17 protein-coding genes, 4 tRNA genes and 1 pseudogene are annotated in these 19,259 nt (G+C 64.3%); 15 read left to right on the forward strand and 7 right to left on the reverse strand.

The features are described 5' to 3' along the window. The first annotated feature begins 20 nt into the window (after positions 1-20). Positions 21-1,318, forward strand: a pseudogene (gene argA, locus BGI51_RS09265) (amino-acid N-acetyltransferase). A gap of 616 nt (positions 1,319-1,934) precedes the next feature. Here the strand turns inward: argA and gshA are convergent. The 3 genes from gshA to BGI51_RS09280 all read right to left on the reverse strand — a co-directional run bounded on the left by gshA (position 1,935) and on the right by BGI51_RS09280 (position 6,427). Next, complete coding sequence (gene gshA / locus BGI51_RS09270; RefSeq protein WP_187980947.1) at positions 1,935-3,512, reverse strand: glutamate--cysteine ligase; 1,578 nt, start codon at positions 3,510-3,512, stop codon at positions 1,935-1,937. A gap of 210 nt (positions 3,513-3,722) precedes the next feature. Further along, entirely contained in the window at positions 3,723-4,106 is a 384-nt protein-coding gene (locus BGI51_RS09275; RefSeq protein ID WP_052504088.1) for a PaaI family thioesterase, read from the reverse strand. A gap of 2 nt (positions 4,107-4,108) precedes the next feature. Further along, the gene (locus BGI51_RS09280; RefSeq protein ID WP_187980948.1) at positions 4,109-6,427 is read right to left on the reverse strand and encodes a Tex family protein; all 2,319 of its coding nucleotides are present in this window, start codon (positions 6,425-6,427) and stop codon (positions 4,109-4,111) included. Between the two features lie 175 nt (positions 6,428-6,602). Between BGI51_RS09280 and ompR the strand changes: the two genes are divergently transcribed. Further along, positions 6,603-7,337, forward strand: coding sequence for an osmolarity response regulator transcription factor OmpR (ompR, locus tag BGI51_RS09285; RefSeq protein ID WP_027598251.1), 735 nt, complete (start codon positions 6,603-6,605; stop codon positions 7,335-7,337). 40 nt (positions 7,338-7,377) lie between these two features. On the opposite strand, the gene uppP is transcribed toward ompR, so the two are convergent. Next, positions 7,378-8,250, reverse strand: a complete 873-nt coding sequence (gene uppP / locus BGI51_RS09290; RefSeq protein ID WP_133860546.1) for an undecaprenyl-diphosphatase UppP — start codon at positions 8,248-8,250, stop codon at positions 7,378-7,380. Between the two features lie 137 nt (positions 8,251-8,387). Here uppP and BGI51_RS09295 point away from each other — a divergent pair, with 137 nt between their 5' ends. Beyond that, positions 8,388-9,707 carry an ATP-binding protein gene (locus tag BGI51_RS09295; RefSeq protein WP_187980949.1) on the forward strand — a complete coding sequence of 440 codons (1,320 nt, stop codon included), beginning with the start codon at positions 8,388-8,390 and terminating at the stop codon, positions 9,705-9,707. 70 nt (positions 9,708-9,777) lie between these two features. On the opposite strand, the gene rimK is transcribed toward BGI51_RS09295, so the two are convergent. From rimK to BGI51_RS09310, 3 genes are read right to left on the reverse strand one after another with little or no spacing between them, the layout of a single operon-like run. After that, the gene (rimK, locus tag BGI51_RS09300) at positions 9,778-10,683 is read right to left on the reverse strand and encodes a 30S ribosomal protein S6--L-glutamate ligase (protein ID WP_027598254.1); all 906 of its coding nucleotides are present in this window, start codon (positions 10,681-10,683) and stop codon (positions 9,778-9,780) included. Next, on the reverse strand, positions 10,680-11,156 hold the full coding sequence (locus BGI51_RS09305) for an ATP-dependent zinc protease family protein (protein ID WP_290127627.1): 477 nt from the start codon (positions 11,154-11,156) through the stop codon (positions 10,680-10,682). Before BGI51_RS09305 ends, rimK begins: the two co-directional genes overlap by 4 nt. 15 nt (positions 11,157-11,171) lie before the next feature. Continuing rightward, positions 11,172-11,948 carry an EAL domain-containing protein gene (locus BGI51_RS09310; RefSeq protein ID WP_133860548.1) on the reverse strand — a complete coding sequence of 259 codons (777 nt, stop codon included), beginning with the start codon at positions 11,946-11,948 and terminating at the stop codon, positions 11,172-11,174. A gap of 118 nt (positions 11,949-12,066) precedes the next feature. Between BGI51_RS09310 and BGI51_RS09315 the strand changes: the two genes are divergently transcribed. From BGI51_RS09315 to rplA, 12 genes are all read left to right on the forward strand, one after another. After that, positions 12,067-12,450, forward strand: coding sequence for an RNA-binding S4 domain-containing protein (locus tag BGI51_RS09315; RefSeq protein ID WP_133860549.1), 384 nt, complete (start codon positions 12,067-12,069; stop codon positions 12,448-12,450). Between the two features lie 107 nt (positions 12,451-12,557). Beyond that, positions 12,558-13,451, forward strand: coding sequence for an Hsp33 family molecular chaperone HslO (gene hslO, locus BGI51_RS09320; protein WP_187980950.1), 894 nt, complete (start codon positions 12,558-12,560; stop codon positions 13,449-13,451). Between the two features lie 104 nt (positions 13,452-13,555). Further along, positions 13,556-15,097, forward strand: a complete 1,542-nt coding sequence (locus BGI51_RS09325; RefSeq protein WP_187980951.1) for a phosphoenolpyruvate carboxykinase — start codon at positions 13,556-13,558, stop codon at positions 15,095-15,097. 220 nt (positions 15,098-15,317) lie between these two features. Continuing rightward, a tRNA-Tyr gene (locus BGI51_RS09330) sits at positions 15,318-15,402 on the forward strand. A gap of 23 nt (positions 15,403-15,425) precedes the next feature. Beyond that, positions 15,426-15,499, forward strand: a tRNA-Gly gene (locus BGI51_RS09335). 20 nt (positions 15,500-15,519) lie between these two features. Next, a tRNA-Thr gene (locus BGI51_RS09340) sits at positions 15,520-15,595 on the forward strand. Positions 15,596-15,679: 84 nt separating this feature from the next. Next, positions 15,680-16,873, forward strand: a complete 1,194-nt coding sequence (tuf, locus tag BGI51_RS09345; RefSeq protein WP_133860552.1) for an elongation factor Tu — start codon at positions 15,680-15,682, stop codon at positions 16,871-16,873. A 54-nt stretch (positions 16,874-16,927) separates the two neighbouring features. After that, positions 16,928-17,003: transfer RNA gene (locus BGI51_RS09350), tRNA-Trp, on the forward strand. A 35-nt stretch (positions 17,004-17,038) separates the two neighbouring features. Beyond that, the gene (gene secE / locus BGI51_RS09355) at positions 17,039-17,407 is read left to right on the forward strand and encodes a preprotein translocase subunit SecE (protein ID WP_133860553.1); all 369 of its coding nucleotides are present in this window, start codon (positions 17,039-17,041) and stop codon (positions 17,405-17,407) included. A gap of 11 nt (positions 17,408-17,418) precedes the next feature. Continuing rightward, complete coding sequence (nusG, locus tag BGI51_RS09360) at positions 17,419-17,952, forward strand: transcription termination/antitermination protein NusG (RefSeq protein ID WP_026083932.1); 534 nt, start codon at positions 17,419-17,421, stop codon at positions 17,950-17,952. A 112-nt stretch (positions 17,953-18,064) separates the two neighbouring features. After that, positions 18,065-18,496: a 50S ribosomal protein L11 gene (rplK, locus tag BGI51_RS09365; protein ID WP_133860554.1), complete on the forward strand. Its 432-nt coding sequence runs from the start codon at positions 18,065-18,067 to the stop codon at positions 18,494-18,496. Then, the gene (gene rplA, locus BGI51_RS09370; RefSeq protein ID WP_133860555.1) at positions 18,496-19,191 is read left to right on the forward strand and encodes a 50S ribosomal protein L1; all 696 of its coding nucleotides are present in this window, start codon (positions 18,496-18,498) and stop codon (positions 19,189-19,191) included. The genes rplK and rplA overlap by 1 nt, the downstream gene beginning before the upstream one ends. The last annotated feature ends 68 nt before the right edge of the window (positions 19,192-19,259 follow it).

The following is a 19,259-nucleotide window of genomic DNA, read 5'->3' on the forward strand; positions in this document are numbered from 1 at the left end:
CACCAAGGGTCTTCGTCTCGATGCACGATTACGTCAACTGGCTCCGCCACGCCTCGCCCTATATCAACGCCCACCGCGACGCCACCTTCGTCGTCATGCTGCCCGGTGATGGCGTCGCCCACCCCAACTTCGGCAACATCGTCCACGACCTGGTGCTGCTGCACAGCCTGGGCGTGCGCCTGGTGCTGGTGCACGGCTCCCGTCCGCAGATCGAATCGCGCCTGGCCGCCCGCGGCATCGAACCGCGCTTCTACAACGACCTGCGCATCACCGACGGCCCGACGCTGGAAGCGGTGATCGATGCCGTCGGCAGCCTGCGCAGCGCCATCGAGGCGCGCCTGTCCATGGACATGGCCGCCTCGCCCATGCAGGGCTCGCGGCTGCGGGTCGCCAGCGGCAACCTGGTCACCGCGCGCCCGGTCGGGGTGCAGGACGGCGTCGACTTCCACCACACCGGCGAAGTCCGCCGCATCGACCGCCGTGGCATCGGCCGGCTGCTCGACGAGCGCACCATCGTGCTGCTCTCGCCCCTGGGCTATTCCCCACCGGCGAGACCTTCAACCTGGCCTGCGAAGACGTCGCCATGCGCGCCGCCATCGACCTGGGCGCCGACAAGCTGGTGCTCTACGGTGCCGAACCGGGCCTGCTGGACGAACACGGCGCCCTGATCCGCGAGATCGGCCCGCAGCAGATCCCCACCCATCTGGCGCGCCTGGGCAGCTCCTACCAGGCCGAGCTGCTCGACGCCGCCGCCCAGGCCACCCGCGGCGGTGTGCGGCGCTGCCATATCGTCGGCTACGCCGAAGACGGCGCCCTGCTCACCGAACTCTTCACCCGCGCCGGTAGCGGCACCCTGGTGGCCCAGGAACCCTTCGAGACCCTGCGCGAGGCGACCATCGCCGACGTCGGCGGCCTGATGGAGCTGATCCGCCCGCTGGAAGAGCAGGGCATCCTGGTGCGGCGTTCCCGCGAGGTGCTGGAGCGCGAGATCGAGCAATTCAGCATCGTCGAACGCGAAGGCCTGATCATTGCCTGCGCGGCGCTCTATCCCATCGCCGATTCGGCGGCGGGCGAGCTGGCCTGCCTCGCGGTCAACCCCGACTACCGCCACGGCGGCCGCGGCGACGCCCTGCTGGCGCGCATCGAGCAACGCGCCCGCGAACGCGGCCTCGGCACCCTGTTCGTGCTCACCACCAAGACCGCCCACTGGTTCCGCGAACGCGGCTTCGAACCGAGCGGCGTGGAACGCCTCCCCGCGGCCCGGGCGTCGCTGTATAACTTCCAGCGCAATTCGAAGATCTTCGAGAAGGGCCTGTAAGGGCGCGCTCGTAGGTTGGGCTGAGACGGCTGCATCGTCGAGGCCCAACGCTACCAAGCCGCTCGTCATCGCGGCCATGGGCCGCTCCTACACCTTCTAGGCACACCTGTAGGAGCGGCCCATGGCCGCGATAGCTCCAGTCCGAACCGAAGCCGCTCCAAGGTGTAGCTGGCCCTTCCTGCATCGATACCGGAAGGCGCCCTCATCAACCATCGATTCGTCCGCTGGCGTCTGAAGATGTAGCGTGGAAAACCGCGCAGCGTTTTCCACTGGTGGGCATCGCAGCTATTCGTGGACAAGGCTTCGCCGTTGTCCACGCTACGGGCTACGGGCGGTTCACGGCTCTGCAACCAGAACTTCCAGGCTGGCGAATCGCCGCGAACGCCAGTGCTGTGTAGTGGGTCGAGCCGCAGGGATGCGGCGAGAAGCCTAACGGGCCATGGAAGGCCCGTGTAGGCGACCCCGGAACGGCGCGGCCGCGACTGGCAAAAGTGAGTCGCCCGGGTGGGCGAAACAAGAAACACCAGCAGAGCTCAATGAACAGCTAGGACACCAACAAGCTCTTTGGCACCACAACGTTGGGCTTCGACGATGGAGCCGTCTCAACCCAACCTACCTACACCCCGATCGTCGCCAGAATACTCGCCTGATACGCCGCCACGAAGGTGTCGAAATCCCCCTGGGGCGCCGCCTCGATCTCCGCCTGTTCCTCCAGCGACTGGCGCGCCATCTGTGCATAGCCCTCGCGCTCGCCTTCGTTCAGCGGATGGCTGGCGAAATAGGCCGCATGGGCCTCGCTCTGGCGCAGGCCGAATTCGGCAAAGCTCTCGCCGCGTTCGCGCAACTCCTGCAGCACCCGCGCCGAAGGCGTGAGGCGGACGTCGGCGACCTTCTGCCGCTGTACCGCCACGGCCCGGCGATGGGCATCGCCGCCCAGGCTGGCGTCCAGGGTCTCGGCGCAGCGTTCGATCTGGTCGAGCATCTCCGCCGCCCAGTCGATCATGGTCACCGAGGCGCCATGGCGCTGCAGACGCAGACCGGGCTTGCGGCCTTCACGCACCACGCTGGCGAAGTTGTCGGTGCATTCGCGACACTCGCCGTTGAGTGGCGGGCTGCCTTCCAGGGCGCAATAGAGCAGGAAGGCGTCGAGGAACAGCGCGGTGGTGGTATCGATGCCCAGCGGCAGGAAGGGATCGATGTCCAGGCAGCGCACCTCGATGTACTGCACGCCACGGGCCATCAGCGCCTGCACCGGCCGCTCGCCGCTGCGGGTGACGCGCTTCGGGCGGATGGTGGCGTAATACTCGTTCTCGATCTGCAGGATGTTGGTGTTGAGCTGCACCCACTCGCCGTTCTGGTGGGTACCGATCTCCGCGTAGGGCGGGTAGGGCGTGCCCACCGCGCGTCTCAGACTCTCGGTGTAGGTGGTCAGGTCGTTGTAGTCCGGCGTCAGGCTGGCCTGGGCGTTGCTCTGGTAGCCCAGGTCGCTCATGCGCAGGCTGGTGGCATGGGGCAGGTACAGGGTCCGCTCGTCGAGGGTCTGCAACAGATGCGGCCGGCCACGCAGGAAGCCCGCGTCCAGCGCTGGCGAGGCGCCGAACAGGTACATCAGCAGCCAGCTGTAGCGGCGGAAATTGCGGATCAGGGCGATGTAGCGAGCCGACTGGTAGTCGCGGGCATCGCGGGCGTCACCCTCCTGCTGGCGCAGCAGTTCCCAGGCCGCTTCCGGCAGCGAGAAGTTGTAGTGGATGCCGGCGATGCACTGCATGGTACGGCTGTAGCGCAGGGCCAGGCCGCGGCGATAGACGTGCTTGAGCCGACCGATGTTGGAGCTGCCATAGTCGGCGATGGGGATCTCGTCCTCGGCCGGCAGCCTGCAGGGCATGGAACCGCTCCAGAGGCGCTCGCCATCGAGTTCGGCGACCGCGGCTCGGTGCACCCGATCCAGCGCGTCCAGCACCTCGGGTGTGCGGGTGCCGGTGGGGGTAATGAATTCCAGCAGCGCCTCGGAATAGTCCGTGGTGATCTGCGGGTGGGTCAGGGCCGAGCCCAGCGCCTGGGGATGGGGACGTCGGGACAGGTCGCCACGGGCGTCCACCCGCAGGGTCTCGCGCTCGATGCCGTGCAGGCATTCGGTCAGGAGGGAGGGATCAGCGCCGAGCAGGGCCAGGCGGCGGGACAGGATATCGCTCAAGTTGACTTCCTTTGGCGGTACTCGCCCCGGGCAGGGTAGAAGAAACCGACTGAAATGAGGGTTGCCGGCCAGGGCCGACGCGGGGGCAGCAGTCACTGCTGCGGTCCGGGTTCAAGCCTCAGACCGCAACCCGCTCAGTTGTCTCCCAGCGTAGCTCAGGCAGCGGCAAAGGGCGATATGCGCCGCTTCGCTGCCGCCCGCTCTGGCCGGTCACAGACAGGCGAAGGTCGCCTGGGCCAGGGCGATCAGCTTGTCGCCCTGATGCACCTGGGCCTCCAGCACATGGGTCTTGCGCCCCGGATGGATCACCCGGGCGCGGCAGACCAGTTCGCCGTCGCTGACGCCACGCACGTAGTTGACCTTGCACTCCAGGGTCACGCTGCCGGCCTGGCCGTCGAACAGACTGTGACTGGCCTGGCCCAGGGCCGTGTCGATCAGCGAGAAGATGGCACCGCCGTGGAGCTTGCCGTGCAGGTTGATGAGCCTGTCCTGCACGCTCATGCGCACCTCGGACTCGCCACCCTCCGCCTTGTGGATGGTCATGCCCAGCAGGGTGCTGAAGGCGCTGTCCTTGCCTGCGAGAGATCCGCTCATAGCTATTTCCTCAGTTGCTTGGCATTGGCGAACAGCGACGCCATGGCCTGGTTGGCCGGAGCCGGTTGATTCTGACGCGGTGCGCCCTTGTCGGCGCGGGGCTTGCCACCGTTGCCGCGGGCCTGACCGCCGGGCTTGCCGTCGACCTTCTCGCCGGGAGTGTCGCCCATGCGCATGGACAGGCCCACGCGATTGCGCGGCACGTCCACCTCCATCACCTTGACCTTGACGATGTCGCCCGCCTTGACCACCTCATAGGGGTCCTTGACGAATTTCTCCGACAGCGCACTGATGTGCACCAGGCCGTCCTGGTGCACGCCGATGTCGACGAAGGCGCCAAAGTTGGTGACGTTGGTGATGACGCCCTCCAGCACCATGCCGGGCTTGAGGTCGGAGAGTTTCTCCACGCCGTCCTGGAACACCGCGGTCTTGAATTCCGGGCGCGGGTCGCGACCGGGCTTGTCCAGTTCCTGGAGGATATCGGTCACCGTCGGCAGGCCGAAGCTCTCGTCGGTGAATTTCTTCGGATCCAGGCGCTTGAGAAAGGCCGAGTCGCCGATCAGCGAGCGGATGTCACGGCCGGTGTCGGCCGCGATGCGCTGCACCAGCGGATAGGTCTCCGGGTGCACCGCCGAGGCATCCAGCGGATTGGCGCCGCTCATGACGCGCAGGAAGCCAGCGGCCTGCTCGAAGGTCTTCTCGCCCAGGCGCGGCACCTTCTTCAGCGCCTCGCGGGTGGCGAAGGCACCATTGGCGTCGCGGAACTGCACGATGTTCTGCGCCAGGGTCGCGTTGAGACCGGAGATCCGCGCCAGCAGGGCGGCGGAGGCGGTATTCACGTCCACACCCACGGCGTTCACGCAGTCTTCCACCACGGCATCCAGGCTGCGCGCCAGCTTGAGCTGGGAAACATCGTGCTGGTACTGGCCGACGCCGATGGACTTGGGCTCGATCTTCACCAGCTCGGCCAGCGGATCCTGCAGGCGGCGGGCAATGGACACGGCGCCACGCAGGGAGACGTCCAGGTCGGGGAATTCCCGGGCGGCGAGTTCCGATGCCGAGTACACCGAGGCACCGGCTTCGCTGACCATCACCTTGGTCAGGCCCAGGCCCGGGTACTTGCTGATCAGCTCGCCGGCCAGCTTGTCGCTCTCGCGGCTGGCGGTGCCGTTGCCGATGGCGATCAGGTCCACGCCATGCTTGGTGCAGAGCACGCCGAGGGTGGCCAGGGTCTGGTCCCACTGATTGCGCGGCGCATGGGGATAGACCGTGTCGGTGGCCAGCAGCTTGCCGGTGGCATCCACCACGGCGACCTTGCAGCCGGTGCGCAGACCCGGGTCCAGCGCCAGGGTGGTGCGCGGACCGGCCGGCGCGGCGAGCAGCAGATCGTGCAGGTTGCGGGCGAAGACCGCGATGGCCTCTTCCTCGGCCTTTTCGCGCAACTCGCCGAGCAGATCGGTTTCCAGGGAGGTATAGAGCTTGACCTTCCAGGTCCAGCGCACCACCTCGGCCAGCCATTTGTCCGCGGCGCGGCCCTGGTTCTTCAGGCCGAAGTGCGCGGCGATCAGTCCTTCGCAGGGATGGGCGATGCCCGGGCCTTCTTCGCCGAGCTTGAGCGCGGCGCTGAGGATGCCTTCGTTGCGGCCCCGGAAGATCGCCAGGGCGCGATGCGACGGCACCGCCTTGAAGGACTCGTCATGCTCGAAGTAGTCGCTGAACTTGGCGCCTTCGGTCTCCTTGCCCGGCACCAGGCGCGCGCTGAGGATGGCGTCCTGTTGCAGAACGCCGCGCAGTCGCGCCAGCAGGTTGGCGTCCTCGGCGAAGCGTTCCATGAGGATGTACTTGGCGCCTTCCAGGGCGGCCTTGGTGTCCGCCACGCCCTTGTCCGCATCGACGTAGGCGGCCGCCTCGGTCTCCGGGGTCAGCGTCGGATCCTGCAGCAGGGCGTCGGCCAGCGGGCCCAGGCCGGCTTCCAGGGCGATCTGGCCCTTGGTGCGGCGCTTCTGCTTGTAGGGCAGGTAGAGGTCTTCCAGGCGCGTCTTGGTGTCGGCCAGATTGATCTCGCGGGCCAGTTCGGGAGTCAGCTTGCCCTGCTCCTCGATGGAGGCCAGCACCGCGCCGCGGCGGTCTTCCAGCTCGCGCAGATAGCGCAGCCGCTCTTCGAGATGACGCAGCTGGGTGTCGTCCAGGCTGCCGGTGACTTCCTTGCGATAACGGGCGATGAAGGGCACGGTCGACCCTTCGTCGAGCAGGGCCACGGCGGCGGCGACCTGTTGCGGGCGGGCGCCGAGCTCTTCGGCGATGCGGCTATTGATATCCATCGGGCTACCTGGCTTGCACGAGAAAAAGCGGGCCGCAGTATACCCGAGCCCGCCGGAGCCCTGCCTCCCGTGCCGGCACCGCCGCCCCAGCGTGGGCAAAATCTGCTAACAATGGCCCAATGCCGCGGTCGGATGGCCTACGGCATAATCCAGTGCTAGATCACAAGGAGATATTATGAGCACCCCCGTTGCCCCGGAAGGTGAAAAGATCCTGGTCGTCGACGACGACGCCCGGCTGCGCCGCCTCTTGGAGCGTTTTCTGGCCGAACAGGGTTATCGCGTACGCACGGTCGAAAGTGCCGAACAGATGGACCGCCTGCTGGCCCGCGAGGTCTTCAACCTGGTCGTGCTGGACCTGATGATGCCTGGCGAAGACGGCCTGTCCGCCTGCGGTCGACTGCGCGAGAGCGGCAACCGCATTCCCATCATCATGCTGACCGCCAAGGGCGACGAAGGCAGCCGCATCCAGGGTCTCGACCAGGGCGCCGACGATTACCTGGCCAAACCCTTCAACCCGCTGGAGCTGGTAGCCCGGATCAAGGCCGTGCTGCGCCGTCAGGCCCCGGTGGTACCCGGCGCTCCTGCCGGTACCGACGAGGTGGTGACCTTTGGCGACTACGCCTTGCACCTGGCCACCCGCGAACTCAAGCGCGGCGAAGAGACCCACATGCTCACCACCGGCGAATTCGCCGTGCTCAAGGCACTGGTCGACCACGCCCGCGAGCCGCTGACCCGCGACAAGCTGATGAATCTGGCCCGCGGTCGCGAATGGGATGCCCTGGAGCGCTCCATCGACGTGCAGATCTCGCGCCTGCGCCGGATGATCGAACCCGATCCGTCCAAGCCGCGCTATATCCAGACCGTCTGGGGCGTGGGCTACGTCTTCGTGCCGGACGGCGCCGGCAAGTAAGGCGGGTAGCCGGGGCATCGCGCCCCGGCTAGGGGGTGGCTCAGGCGAACAGGCCTTGATGCACGCCGACCAGCAGGAAGATCCCCAGCAGCGCGCGATAGATGATGAAGGGCCAGGTCGAGAAGCGCTCCAGGAAGCGCATGAGCCCCCAGATCGCCGCAAAGGCCGACAGGCTCGCCACCAGCAATCCCACCAGCAGCAGCGACCAGGCCTCGGCCGGGATGTGCGCGTGCCAGAGCACCACCAGCTCCTTGAGTCCGGCCAGGGCGATGGCCGGCAGGCCGAGCAGGAAGGAGAAGCGCGCGGCTTCCTCGCGACGCAGATTGAGGAACATGGCGGCGGTCAGGGTCGAGCCCGAGCGGGACACGCCCGGAATCAGCGCGCCGACCTGGGCGATCCCCACGATCAGCGCATCGCGCAGGCGCATCTGCGAGATGTCTCTGTTGTGCCGACAGATGCGCTCCGCCAGGGCCAGCAGGGCGGCCATGGCCAGGCAGGCATAGCCGATGACGCTGAGGCCCCGCAGCGGCGAGCCGCAGGCATTGAGCAGGGGCGCCAGCAGCAGGCCGGCGATGCAGATGGGAATGGTCGCCAGCACGATCATCACCGCCAGCAGGAAGTCCGGGCTGTCGAAGTTGCGCTGGCGCACGGCGGCCAGGCTGCCGCGGGTCACGCCGCTGACATCGCGCCAGAAATAGCTGATCACCGCTGCCAGGGCCGCCATCTGCATGGCGGCGGAAAAGGCCGAGCCGGGATCGTGCCAGCCGAGCAGGGCAGGGACCACCCGCATGTGCGCCGTGGACGAAATGGGAAGCAGCTCGGTGATACCCTGCACCACGCCGAGAAAGGCGATCTGCGCGTAGCTGAGCGAAGCGAAGCCGATGTCCAGGCCGGTCTGGCAGATGTCGGACACGAGAGAACTCCAGGTCGAAGGGAAGAAATGGACGAGCAAATGTATCCGAATGTGTCTGTCTCGGGTGGCCTATCTGGACCCCGCAACCCCGGAGGTTGTGATGGCTTTCGCGCCGTTTTGCGCGGAAAGTCCGGGCAATGAAGGCGCCCGGCTGGTTTCCCCAGAGTTTCTTCGCCCGCTCGCTGTGGATGGTCCTGCTCGCGGTGCTGTTTTCCAAGGCGCTGACCCTGGTCTATCTGCTGCTCAATGAGGACGTTCTGGTCGATCGTCAGTACAGCCACGGCGCGGCCCTGACCCTCCGTGCCTACTGGGCCACCCCGGAAACCGAGCGGCCGCGCATCGCCCAGGCCGCCGGCCTGCGCTACGAATCACCCGAGACCGTGCCGGCCGGGGAATACCACTGGCCCTACAGCGAGATCTTCGAGCGCCAGATGAAGCAGGAACTGGGCGAGGAGACCGAGGTGCGGGTGCGGGTCCAGCATGGTCCGGCCATGTGGATCCTGGCGCCCTCCCTGGGGCCGGACTGGATCAAGATCCCGCTCATGGCCCATCCCTTGCGCGGGCAGCACATCTGGAGCGTGCTGGGCTGGTTTTTCGCCATCGGCCTGCTGTCCACCGGCGCCGCCTGGGTCTTCGTCCGGCAACTCAACCAACCGCTGCGCCGCCTGGTGAACGCGGCGCGCGAGCTGGGCAAGGGCCGCAGCGTGCGCTTGCCGGAAACCGATGCACCCAGCGAGATTCAGGACGTCTACCACGCCTTCAACCAGATGGCCGAGGACGTCGAGCAGGCCGGCCGCGAGCGCGAGCTGATGTTGGCCGGGGTCTCCCATGACCTGCGCACGCCCCTGACCCGGCTGCGCCTGGCGGTGGAGCTGATGCCACCGGCCGAGCGCGAAGAGGCCGAGGACATGATCCGCGACATCGAGGACATGAACGCCATCCTCGACCAGTTCCTCGCCTTCGTCCGCGATGGCCGCGACGAACCGCAAGAGCTCACCAATATCAACGAGCTGGCCCGCCAGGTGGTGGCGCCCTACAACCAGGAGGAGGAGCGGGTACGGCTGATGCTGGACGTGCTGCCACCCTTGCCGGTGCGGCGCATCTCCTTCAAGCGGCTGCTGACCAACCTGGTGGAAAACGCCCTGCGCCACGGCGGCGGTGGCGGTATCGAGGTGGTCGGGCAGGTGGCGGGCTCCGCCACGGCGCCCTATGTCGCCCTGAGCGTGATGGATCGCGGTCCCGGCATAGATCCCAAGGACCTGCAGGACATCTTCAATCCCTTCACCCGCGGCAATCGTGCCCGCACCGTCAGCGGTTCCGGGCTGGGCCTGGCGATCGTCAAGCGCATCGCCGCGCAGCACGGCGGCAGCGCCGAACTGCGCAATCGCGAAGGTGGTGGGGTGGAAGCCCGGGTACTGTTGCCCCTGGGCCTGCTGCTCCCGCGCAGCGCCAGCTGACAAGGGACGTTATCGCGGCGTAGGTTGGGCTGAGCGCTGGCGAAGCCCGACACCCCGCGCCCAGACTCCGTCACCCCTTGCCCTTGGTTCGCGTCAGCCCCGGTTCGGCGTTCTTTTCCAGGTACTCGATGATGATCCCGGCCACGTCCTTGCCGGTGGTCTGCTCGATGCCTTCCAGGCCGGGCGAGGAATTGACCTCCATCACCAGCGGGCCGTGATTGGATCTGAGAATATCCACCCCGGCCACGCTCAGACCCATGGCCCGGGCCGCGCGCAGGGCGGTCATGCGTTCCTCGGGGGTGATCTTGATCAGGCTGGCGGTGCCGCCGCGATGCAGATTCGAACGAAATTCCCCCGGCGCCGCCTGGCGCTTCATCGCGGCGATCACCTTGTCGCCGACCACGAAGCAGCGGATGTCCGCGCCACCCGCCTCGCGGATGTATTCCTGCACCATGATGTTCTGCTTGAGCCCCATGAAGGCCTCGATCACCGATTCGGCCGCCTTCTCGGTCTCGCACAGCACCACCCCGATACCCTGGGTGCCTTCCAGCACCTTGATCACCAGAGGGGCGCCGTTGACCATCTGGATCAGGTCCGGCACGTCGTCCGGCGAGTGGGCGAAACCGGTCACCGGCAGGCCGATGCCCTTGCGCGAGAGCAGCTGCAGGGAACGCAGCTTGTCGCGCGAACGGCTGATGGCCACGCTCTCGTTGAGCGGAAAGACACCCTGCATCTCGAATTGGCGCAGCACCGCGCAGCCATAGAAGGTCACCGAGGCACCGATGCGCGGGATGACCGCATCGAAGCCTTCCAGGGGTTTGCCGCGGTAATGGATCTGCGGCTTGTGGCTGGCGATGTTCATGTACGCGCGCAGGGTGTCGACCACGACCACCTCATGGCCGCGGCTGACACCGGCTTCGACCAGGCGCCGGGTGGAATACAGATTGGGATTACGCGAGAGGACGGCGATTTTCATGGGGCACCGGAAGCCGGAGTAAGGGACAACTGGGGTTTGTCTTGCGCATAGGAGACGGCCGGATTCACCAGCAGGCCACCATCGATCAAAGCCTTGGACCCGAGCAGCATGCGATAGCGCATGCTCTTGCGGCAGGCCAGGGTGAATTCCACCGGCCACTGGCACTCGCCCAGGGCCAGCAGGGTACGGATGACATAACGCGTCTGAGCGATGCCATTGGAACTGCGAATGGTCTTCTTCGCCACCAGAGGGGCTTCGCAATGGCGATGACGGGACTGAACCAGCGTCCCCAGGTGCACGGTGAATCTCACCCAGCGTTCCTTGCCGCGCATGAACGGCTGGACTTCCGTTGCATGCAGCGCCGAGGTACTGGCGCCGGTATCGATCTTGGCTCTCAGGCCCACCACGCCCAGACCGGGCAGGGCCACCCATTCACTCAGGCCGATAATGACCGGTTCGGCGGAATTGCTCATCGCTGCTCCTTGAAATCAGTGGCCTCCGCCTAAATGTTGCGGATCAATGAGCTGTTTGAAGGCTGGTTTGGCGAACAGATACCCCTGCATCAGCTCGATGCCGAGGTCACGCAGGCAATCGCGTTCGGCCACGGTCTCCACCCCTTCGGCGATCACCTGGGTACCCAGTTCGCGGCACATGACGATCAGGTTGCGCACGATGGTTCGCCGCACCTGATCCCGGTCGATGTGGCGGATGAGCGCCATGTCGAGCTTGACCAGGTCCGGCTGGAATTCGGCCAGCAGCGTCAGGCCGGAATGACCGGCGCCGAAGTCGTCGATGGCAGTCTTGAAGCCGAATTGCTGATACTCGCGCAGGATGTGCGTCAGATGGTCACTTGCGACGTGTTCGGTTTCCACTGTCTCGAAGATCAGCCGTTCCAGCGGAAAGCCATGCTCGCGCGCGGCAGCCAGCGTACTGCGAATGCACAGTTCCGGGCGGTAGACGGCGTTGGGCAGGAAGTTGATCGACAGACTCTCCTGCATGCCCAGGGCGGCTGCGGTGGCGATGGCCTTGGTGCGGCAAAGCTGGTCGAAGCGATAGCGGTTGCTGTCGGTCACCTGATTGAGCACCGACAGCGCGCCTTCGCCGCCTGGTCCGCGCACCAGTGCTTCCCGGGCGAAGACCGCGCCTTGGCCCAGATCCACGATGGGCTGATAGGCGAAGTCGAAGTCGAAGCCCAGGGGTTCCGACTGCTGGCATCCCGTGCAGCGGGTCTGGCCAGTCAGATCGGAAGGAAAGAATGTGGTCATGGCTCTCCAGAGGCGCGCTTGCAGCGTCGGTCCGATGGTTTAGAGTTCTTGAGAAGAGTCTAAGACCCAACAGGGGGCTTTTTATTCGATGTATGCAGTAGATCACACTGAAGAACGGATGCGCCTCGATAAATGGCTATGGGCCGCGCGTTTTTTCAAGACCCGCGCGCTGGCCAAGGCGGCCCTGGAAGGCGGCAAGATCCAGTGCCGTGGCGAGCGCTGCAAGCCGAGCAAGGAGCCGCGCATCGGTGACGTTCTCACCATCCGTCAGGGCTATGACGAAAAGACGGTAGTGATCGTCGCCCTGTCGCAGAACCGCCGGGGTGCGCCCGAGGCTCAGCAGCTCTACACCGAGACGCCGGAAAGCCTCAAGGCTCGCGAGCAGGCCGCGGCCGCTCGCAAGGCCGGCAACCTCGGCGTGCAGACCGATGGCCGTCCCACCAAGAAGCAGCGGCGCCAGATCCACCAGTTCCGCGAGTACGTCCATCCGTTCGACGACTGAGTTCGTCGCGGTTCGCCGGAGCCTCTCAATGGCCAGGTCCGCTCGCCGGTTCTGGCGTGCGCCGTGAACGCCACGCTTCGCGGCCTCCTTCCTTATATAGGTAGTTCATGACTTCCCACGATTTCACCCAACGTTTCCTGTTTGACGAAACCGATGTCCGCGGCGAACTGGCCACCCTGGATCGCAGCTATGTCGAGGTCCTCGCCAAGCATGCCTATCCGGAGCCCGTGGCCCAGCTACTGGGCGAGCTGCTCGCGGCGGCCGCGCTGCTGTGTGGGACCCTCAAGTTCGAAGGGCTGCTGGTGCTGCAGGCGCGCTCCAGCGGTCCCATCCCGCTGCTCATGGTTGAGTGCTCCAGTGAGCGCGAGGTGCGCGGCATCGCACGCTACGAAGAGGCCGAGATCACCGCGTCCGCCTCCTTGAGCGAGCTCATGCCCGATGGCGTTCTGGCCCTTACCATCGACCCGCGCCATGGTCAGCGCTACCAGGGTATCGTCCCGCTGGAGGGCGCGAATCTGGCTGAGTGCCTGTCCGGCTATTTCGCCACCTCCGAGCAGCTGCCCACCCGTTTCTGGCTGAACGCCGATGGCCGCCGCGCCCGCGGCCTGCTGCTCCAGCAATTGCCGCCGTCGCGGATCAAGGATGCCCAGGCCCGCCAGGACAGCTGGGAGCATGTGGTCACCCTGGCCGATACCCTCACGGCCGAAGAGCTGCTGGGTCTCGACAACGAAGTGATCCTGCACCGCCTGTTCCACGAGGAGAAGGTACGCCTGTTCGACGAGCAGCCAGTGGCCTTCAGCTGCAGCTGCTCCCGTGACCGCGCGGCCAATGCCCTGATCAGCATGGGTCAGCCGGACGTCGAGAGCCTGCTCGACGAACAGGACGGACAAATTCGGGTCGATTGTCAGTTTTGCAATGAACAGCAGGTATTCGACGCCGCCGATATCGCGCAGATTTTTGCGGGCGGCGGCACGCAAACCCCGGGAAATACCCGGCACTAGCCGTTGCAAAAGCCCGAAGGCTTTCTGGCATAATCCCGCAACGTGTAGTTCTGCCGTGTAAGAGCTACAAGCATGAGGAACGGCCCAGGGCCATGGGGAACGAAATGACGAAAGCCAACGTGTATACCGATATCAGCGTCGCGCAGTTAGTGGAAGAGTCCCTGCGACGTGGCGAAGGAGAGCTGGCCGCCAATGGCTCGCTGGTCGTCAAGACGGGGCATCGCACGGGGCGTTCGCCGGTAGATCGCTTTATCGTCGAGGAAGCCTCCACGCGCGATGCCATCCACTGGGGGCCGATCAACCGTGCCTTCCCGGAGGAGAAGTTCGCACCGCTGTGGGAGCGCGTGAGCGCCTACCTGGACGAGCGTGATCAATTCGTCTCCCATGTTCATGTAGGCGCCGATGTAGAGCACTACCTGCCCGTCGTCATGCGTACCGAGACCGCCTGGCACAACCTGTTCGGCCGCTGCCTGTTCATCAATCCGGCCGAATACAATCCCCAGTCCAAGCCGGCCTGGGAGATCATCAACGCGCCCGGGTTCGTCTGTGAGCCCGCGCGTGACGGCACCAATTCCGACGGTACCGTCATCATCAACTTCGCGGCGCGCAAGGTGCTGATCGCCGGTATGCGCTACGCCGGCGAGATGAAGAAGGCCATGTTCTCGGTGCAGAACTTCCTGCTGCCGGAAAAGGACGTGCTGCCGATGCACTGCGCGGCCAACGTAGGCGAGGAGGGTGATGTCACCCTGTTCTTCGGTCTGTCCGGTACCGGCAAGACCACCCTGTCCGCCGACCAGAGCCGCTACCTTATCGGTGACGACGAGCACGGCTGGGGTGTGGGCACCGTCTTCAACATGGAAGGTGGTTGCTACGCCAAGTGCATCGACCTGTCCGAGAAGAACGAGCCGGTCATCTGGAAGGCCATCCAGTTCGGCGCCGTTCTGGAAAACGTGGTTCTGGATCCCCAGACCCGTCACCCTGACTATGCCAACGACAGCCTGACCCAGAACAGCCGGGCGGCCTATCCGCGCGAACTGATCGACAAGCGCGCCGAGCACAACCTGGGTGGCGAGCCCAACGCGGTCATCTTCCTGACCTGCGACCTCACCGGTGTCCTGCCCCCGGTATCCATCCTTAATAATGAGCAGGCGGCCTACCACTTCCTGTCCGGCTACACCGCCCTGGTCGGCTCGACCGAGATGGGTTCCGGTCCTGGCATCAAGTCGACCTTCTCCACCTGCTTCGGCGCACCCTTCTTCCCGCGTCCGGCGGCTGAATACGCCGATCTGCTGATCAAGCGCATCCAGGGCTTTGGCTCCAAGGTGTACCTGGTCAACACCGGTTGGACCGGTGGCGGTTACGGCGTCGGCAAGCGCTTCAACATCCCGACTACCCGTGCGGTCATCGCAGCTATTCAGAGCGGTGCCCTCATCGGTACCGAGACGCGCCACGTCCCGGTCATCAATCTCGACGTCCCGGTTGCCGTTCCCGGCGTGGACAGCGTCCTGCTCAATCCTCGCGACACCTGGCAGGATGGTGCCGCCTATGACGCGGCGGCGCGCGAGCTGGCTGGCAAGTTCGTCGAGAACTTCAAGAAGTTCTCCGGCGTATCCGAAGGCATCCTGGCCGCCGGTCCCCAGCTGTAAGCAGGGCTGGTTGTCTGCAAACAAAGGCCGCCGCTAGGGCGGCCTTTGTTTTTTAAGCTTTTTTTACGTCTTGGGGTTGCATGGTCCGCTGCGATTGCATAAACTGCGCCCGCTTTCGCTGATAACGCTAGCGAGCGATGCGAAAGCATTGATTGTTAAGGAGATTTTAAAAAGATCCTTGACAAGAGGAGGGCAGATGAAGAAAATGCCGCCTCACTTTGGAGGGGTTCCCGAGTGGCCAAAGGGATCAGACTGTAAATCTGACGTCGCAGACTTCGAAGGTTCGAATCCTTCCCCCTCCACCAGATTGTTAGAGCGCTTAGGCTCTGCGGGTATAGTTCAGTGGTAGAACCTCAGCCTTCCAAGCTGATGATGCGGGTTCGATTCCCGCTACCCGCTCCAGTTTGACTGGCAAATGTTTCGCTCATGTAGCTCAGTTGGTAGAGCACACCCTTGGTAAGGGTGAGGTCAGCGGTTCAAATCCGCTCATGAGCTCCATCTTAAAAAGGCAGATATGCAAATATCTGCCTTTGTTTTAATGGCGGCATTGCTTTGCTCAATTCGTGAAGGGAGAGAGTGTCGATGGCTAAAGAAAAGTTTGAACGTAACAAGCCGCACCTGAACGTGGGCACCATCGGTCACGTCGACCATGGCAAGACCACTCTGACCGCTGCGCTGACCAAAGTCTGTGCCGACACCTGGGGCGGTTCCGCTCGTGGTTTCGACCAGATCGACAACGCGCCGGAAGAAAAGGCTCGTGGTATCACCATCAACACCTCCCACGTTGAGTACGACTCGGCGATCCGTCACTACGCGCACGTCGACTGCCCCGGCCACGCCGACTACGTGAAGAACATGATCACCGGTGCTGCCCAGATGGACGGCGCGATCCTGGTTTGCTCGGCTGCTGACGGCCCCATGCCGCAGACCCGCGAGCACATCCTGCTGTCCCGTCAGGTAGGCGTTCCCTACATCGTCGTGTTCCTGAACAAGGCCGACATGGTTGACGACGCCGAGCTGCTGGAACTGGTCGAGATGGAAGTTCGCGATCTGCTGAACACCTACGACTTCCCGGGCGACGACACCCCGATCGTGATCGGCTCCGCGCTGATGGCGCTGAACGGCAACGACGACAACGAAATGGGTACCTCTGCCGTGCGCAAGCTGGTCGAGACCCTGGACTCGTACATCCCCGAGCCCGAGCGTGCCATCGACAAGCCGTTCCTGATGCCGATCGAGGACGTGTTCTCGATCTCCGGTCGCGGCACCGTGGTCACCGGTCGTGTCGAGCGTGGCATCGTCCGCATCCAGGAAGAAGTCGAGATCGTGGGCATCAAGGCCACCGTCAAGACCACCTGCACCGGCGTTGAAATGTTCCGCAAGCTGCTGGACGAAGGCCGTGCTGGCGAGAACGTCGGCGTGCTGCTGCGTGGCACCAAGCGTGAAGACGTGGAGCGTGGCCAGGTTCTGGCCAAGCCGAACACCATCAAGCCGCACACCAAGTTCGAGTGCGAAGTGTACGTGCTGTCCAAGGAAGAAGGCGGTCGTCACACCCCGTTCTTCAAGGGCTACCGTCCGCAGTTCTACTTCCGCACCACCGACGTGACCGGTAACTGCGAGCTGCCGGAAGGCGTCGAGATGGTGATGCCGGGCGACAACATCAAGATGGTTGTCACCCTGATCGCTCCGATCGCGATGGAAGACGGTCTGCGTTTCGCCATCCGTGAAGGCGGTCGTACCGTCGGCGCCGGCGTGGTTGCCAAGATCATCGAGTAATCGATTGATCTTGGTCTGTCAGGTCGGCATAATGGTCGGCCTGATTCAAGTTACAGGCCAGTAGCTCAATTGGCAGAGCGGCGGTCTCCAAAACCGCAGGTTGGGGGTTCGATTCCCTCCTGGCCTGCCAGATTCCCATCTGGCACTCCTTACAGGATTCATGCAATGAGCATCAAGGCGGAAGCCAAAGAGTCGCGCTTCGATGCGCTCAAGTGGCTGGTGGTTGTCGTTCTGGTGGCGATTGGTGTTGTTGCCAATCACTACTTCGCTGCTCAGTCCATCCTGTATCGAGTGGTAGGTCTGTTGGTGCTGGCAGCTGTCGCTGCCTTTATTGCCCTGCAGACCGCCAAGGGGCAAGCCTTCTTTGGCTTGCTGAAAGACGCCCGTACCGAGATTCGCAAGGTTGTCTGGCCTACCCGGCAAGAGACCACTCAGACCACGCTGATCGTGGTTGCGGTGGTGCTCGTGATGGCTTTGTTGTTGTGGGGGCTCGACTCCCTGCTCGGTTGGCTGGTTTCCACGATTGTTGGTTGAAAGGGTTCGCCGTGGCTAAGCGTTGGTACGTCGTGCATGCCTACTCGGGTTACGAGAAGCATGTCATGCGTTCGTTGATCGAGCGCGTCAAGCTGCACGAAATGGAAGACGAGTTCGGCGACATTCTCGTGCCCACCGAAGAAGTGGTGGAAATGCGCAATGGCCAGAAGCGCAAGAGCGAGCGTAAGTTTTTCCCGGGATACGTCCTGGTGCAGATGGAGATGAACGAAGGGACCTGGCACCTGGTCAAGGACACTCCTCGCGTCATGGGCTTCATCGGTGGTACTGCCGACAAGCCGGCCCCCATCACTGATCGTGAAGCGGACGCGATTCTGCGTCGTGTCTCCGACAGCAGCGACAAGCCCAAGCCGAAGACCCTGTTTGAAGCAGGCGAGACGGTTCGGGTGGTGGACGGTCCGTTCGCCGACTTCAATGGCGTTGTCGAAGAAGTCAACTACGAAAAGAGCCGCATCCACGTGGCGGTACTGATCTTTGGTCGGTCGACCCCTGTGGAGCTCGAGTTCAGCCAGGTCGAAAAGGTCTAGGTTGTTCGCATCCCTCACCCCGTAGCCCAGGCTGCGGGGTTTTGTCGTCACTGGGATATAGCAAGTAATTGGGGAGCCCTGCGGGGCGTCGAACCCATCATTGGAGTAGCACATGGCTAAGAAAATTCAGGCTTACATCAAGCTGCAGGTTAAGGCCGCTCAAGCCAACCCGAGCCCGCCAGTCGGTCCGGCGCTGGGTCAGCACGGCGTCAACATCATGGAATTCTGCAAGGCGTTCAACGCCCGCACCCAGGGCATGGAGCCCGGTCTGCCCACCCCGGTGATCATCACCGTGTACAGCGACCGTAGCTTCACCTTCGAAATCAAGAGCACCCCGGCCTCCGTGCTGCTCAAGAAGGCTGCCGGCATCAAGAGCGGTTCCGCTCGTCCCAACAGCCAGAAGGTCGGTACCGTCACCCGCGCCCAGCTGGAAGAGATCGCCAAAGCCAAGAATGCCGATCTCACCGCCGCTGATATGGACGCCGCCGTGCGTACCATCGCCGGTTCCGCTCGTAGCATGGGTCTGAATGTGGAGGGCGTATAATGGCCAAGCTCACTAAGCGTCAAAAGGCTTTCGCCGAAAAAATCCAGGCTGGCAAGCAGTACGGCTTCGAAGAAGCTGCAGCCCTGCTGGCCGAGCTGTCCACCATCAAGTTCAAGGAGTCCATCGACGTCTCCGTGAACCTGGGTGTGGATCCGCGTAAATCCGACCAGGTCGTTCGTGGCGCCACCGTGCTGCCCAATGGCACTGGCAAGTCGGTTCGCGTTGCCGTGTTCACCCAGGGTGCCAACGCCGAAGCTGCGCTGGCTGCCGGTGCCGAACGAGTCGGCATGGACGACCTGGCTGCCGAGATGAAGGGCGGCGACCTGAACTATGACGTGGTCATCGCCTCGCCGGACGCCATGCGTGTTGTCGGTCAGCTGGGCCAGCTGCTCGGCCCGCGCGGTCTGATGCCCAACCCCAAGGTTGGCACCGTGACCCCGGACGTCGCTACCGCCGTCAAGAATGCCAAGGCTGGTCAGGTGCGTTTCCGTACTGACAAGAACGGCATCATCCACGCTTCCGTTGGCAAGATCGATTTCGAGCCCGTGAAGCTGAAGCAGAACGTTGAAGCTCTGCTGGCCGACCTGAAGCGCCTGAAGCCCTCGACCTCCAAGGGCATCTACGTCAAGCGCATCACCCTGAGCTCCACCATGGGCCCGGGTCTGCAGATCGACCAGGCTTCCCTGGAAGCCTAAGCAGGATACAAGTCGCCGTGCCTTCGGGCGCGGCGCCAAGATTGGGGTCCCTGCCTGGCGGGGGCTGT

Source organism: Pseudomonas oryzihabitans (genome assembly GCF_014522265.1).
In the GTDB taxonomy this organism is placed as follows: domain Bacteria; phylum Pseudomonadota; class Gammaproteobacteria; order Pseudomonadales; family Pseudomonadaceae; genus Chryseomonas; species Chryseomonas aestiva.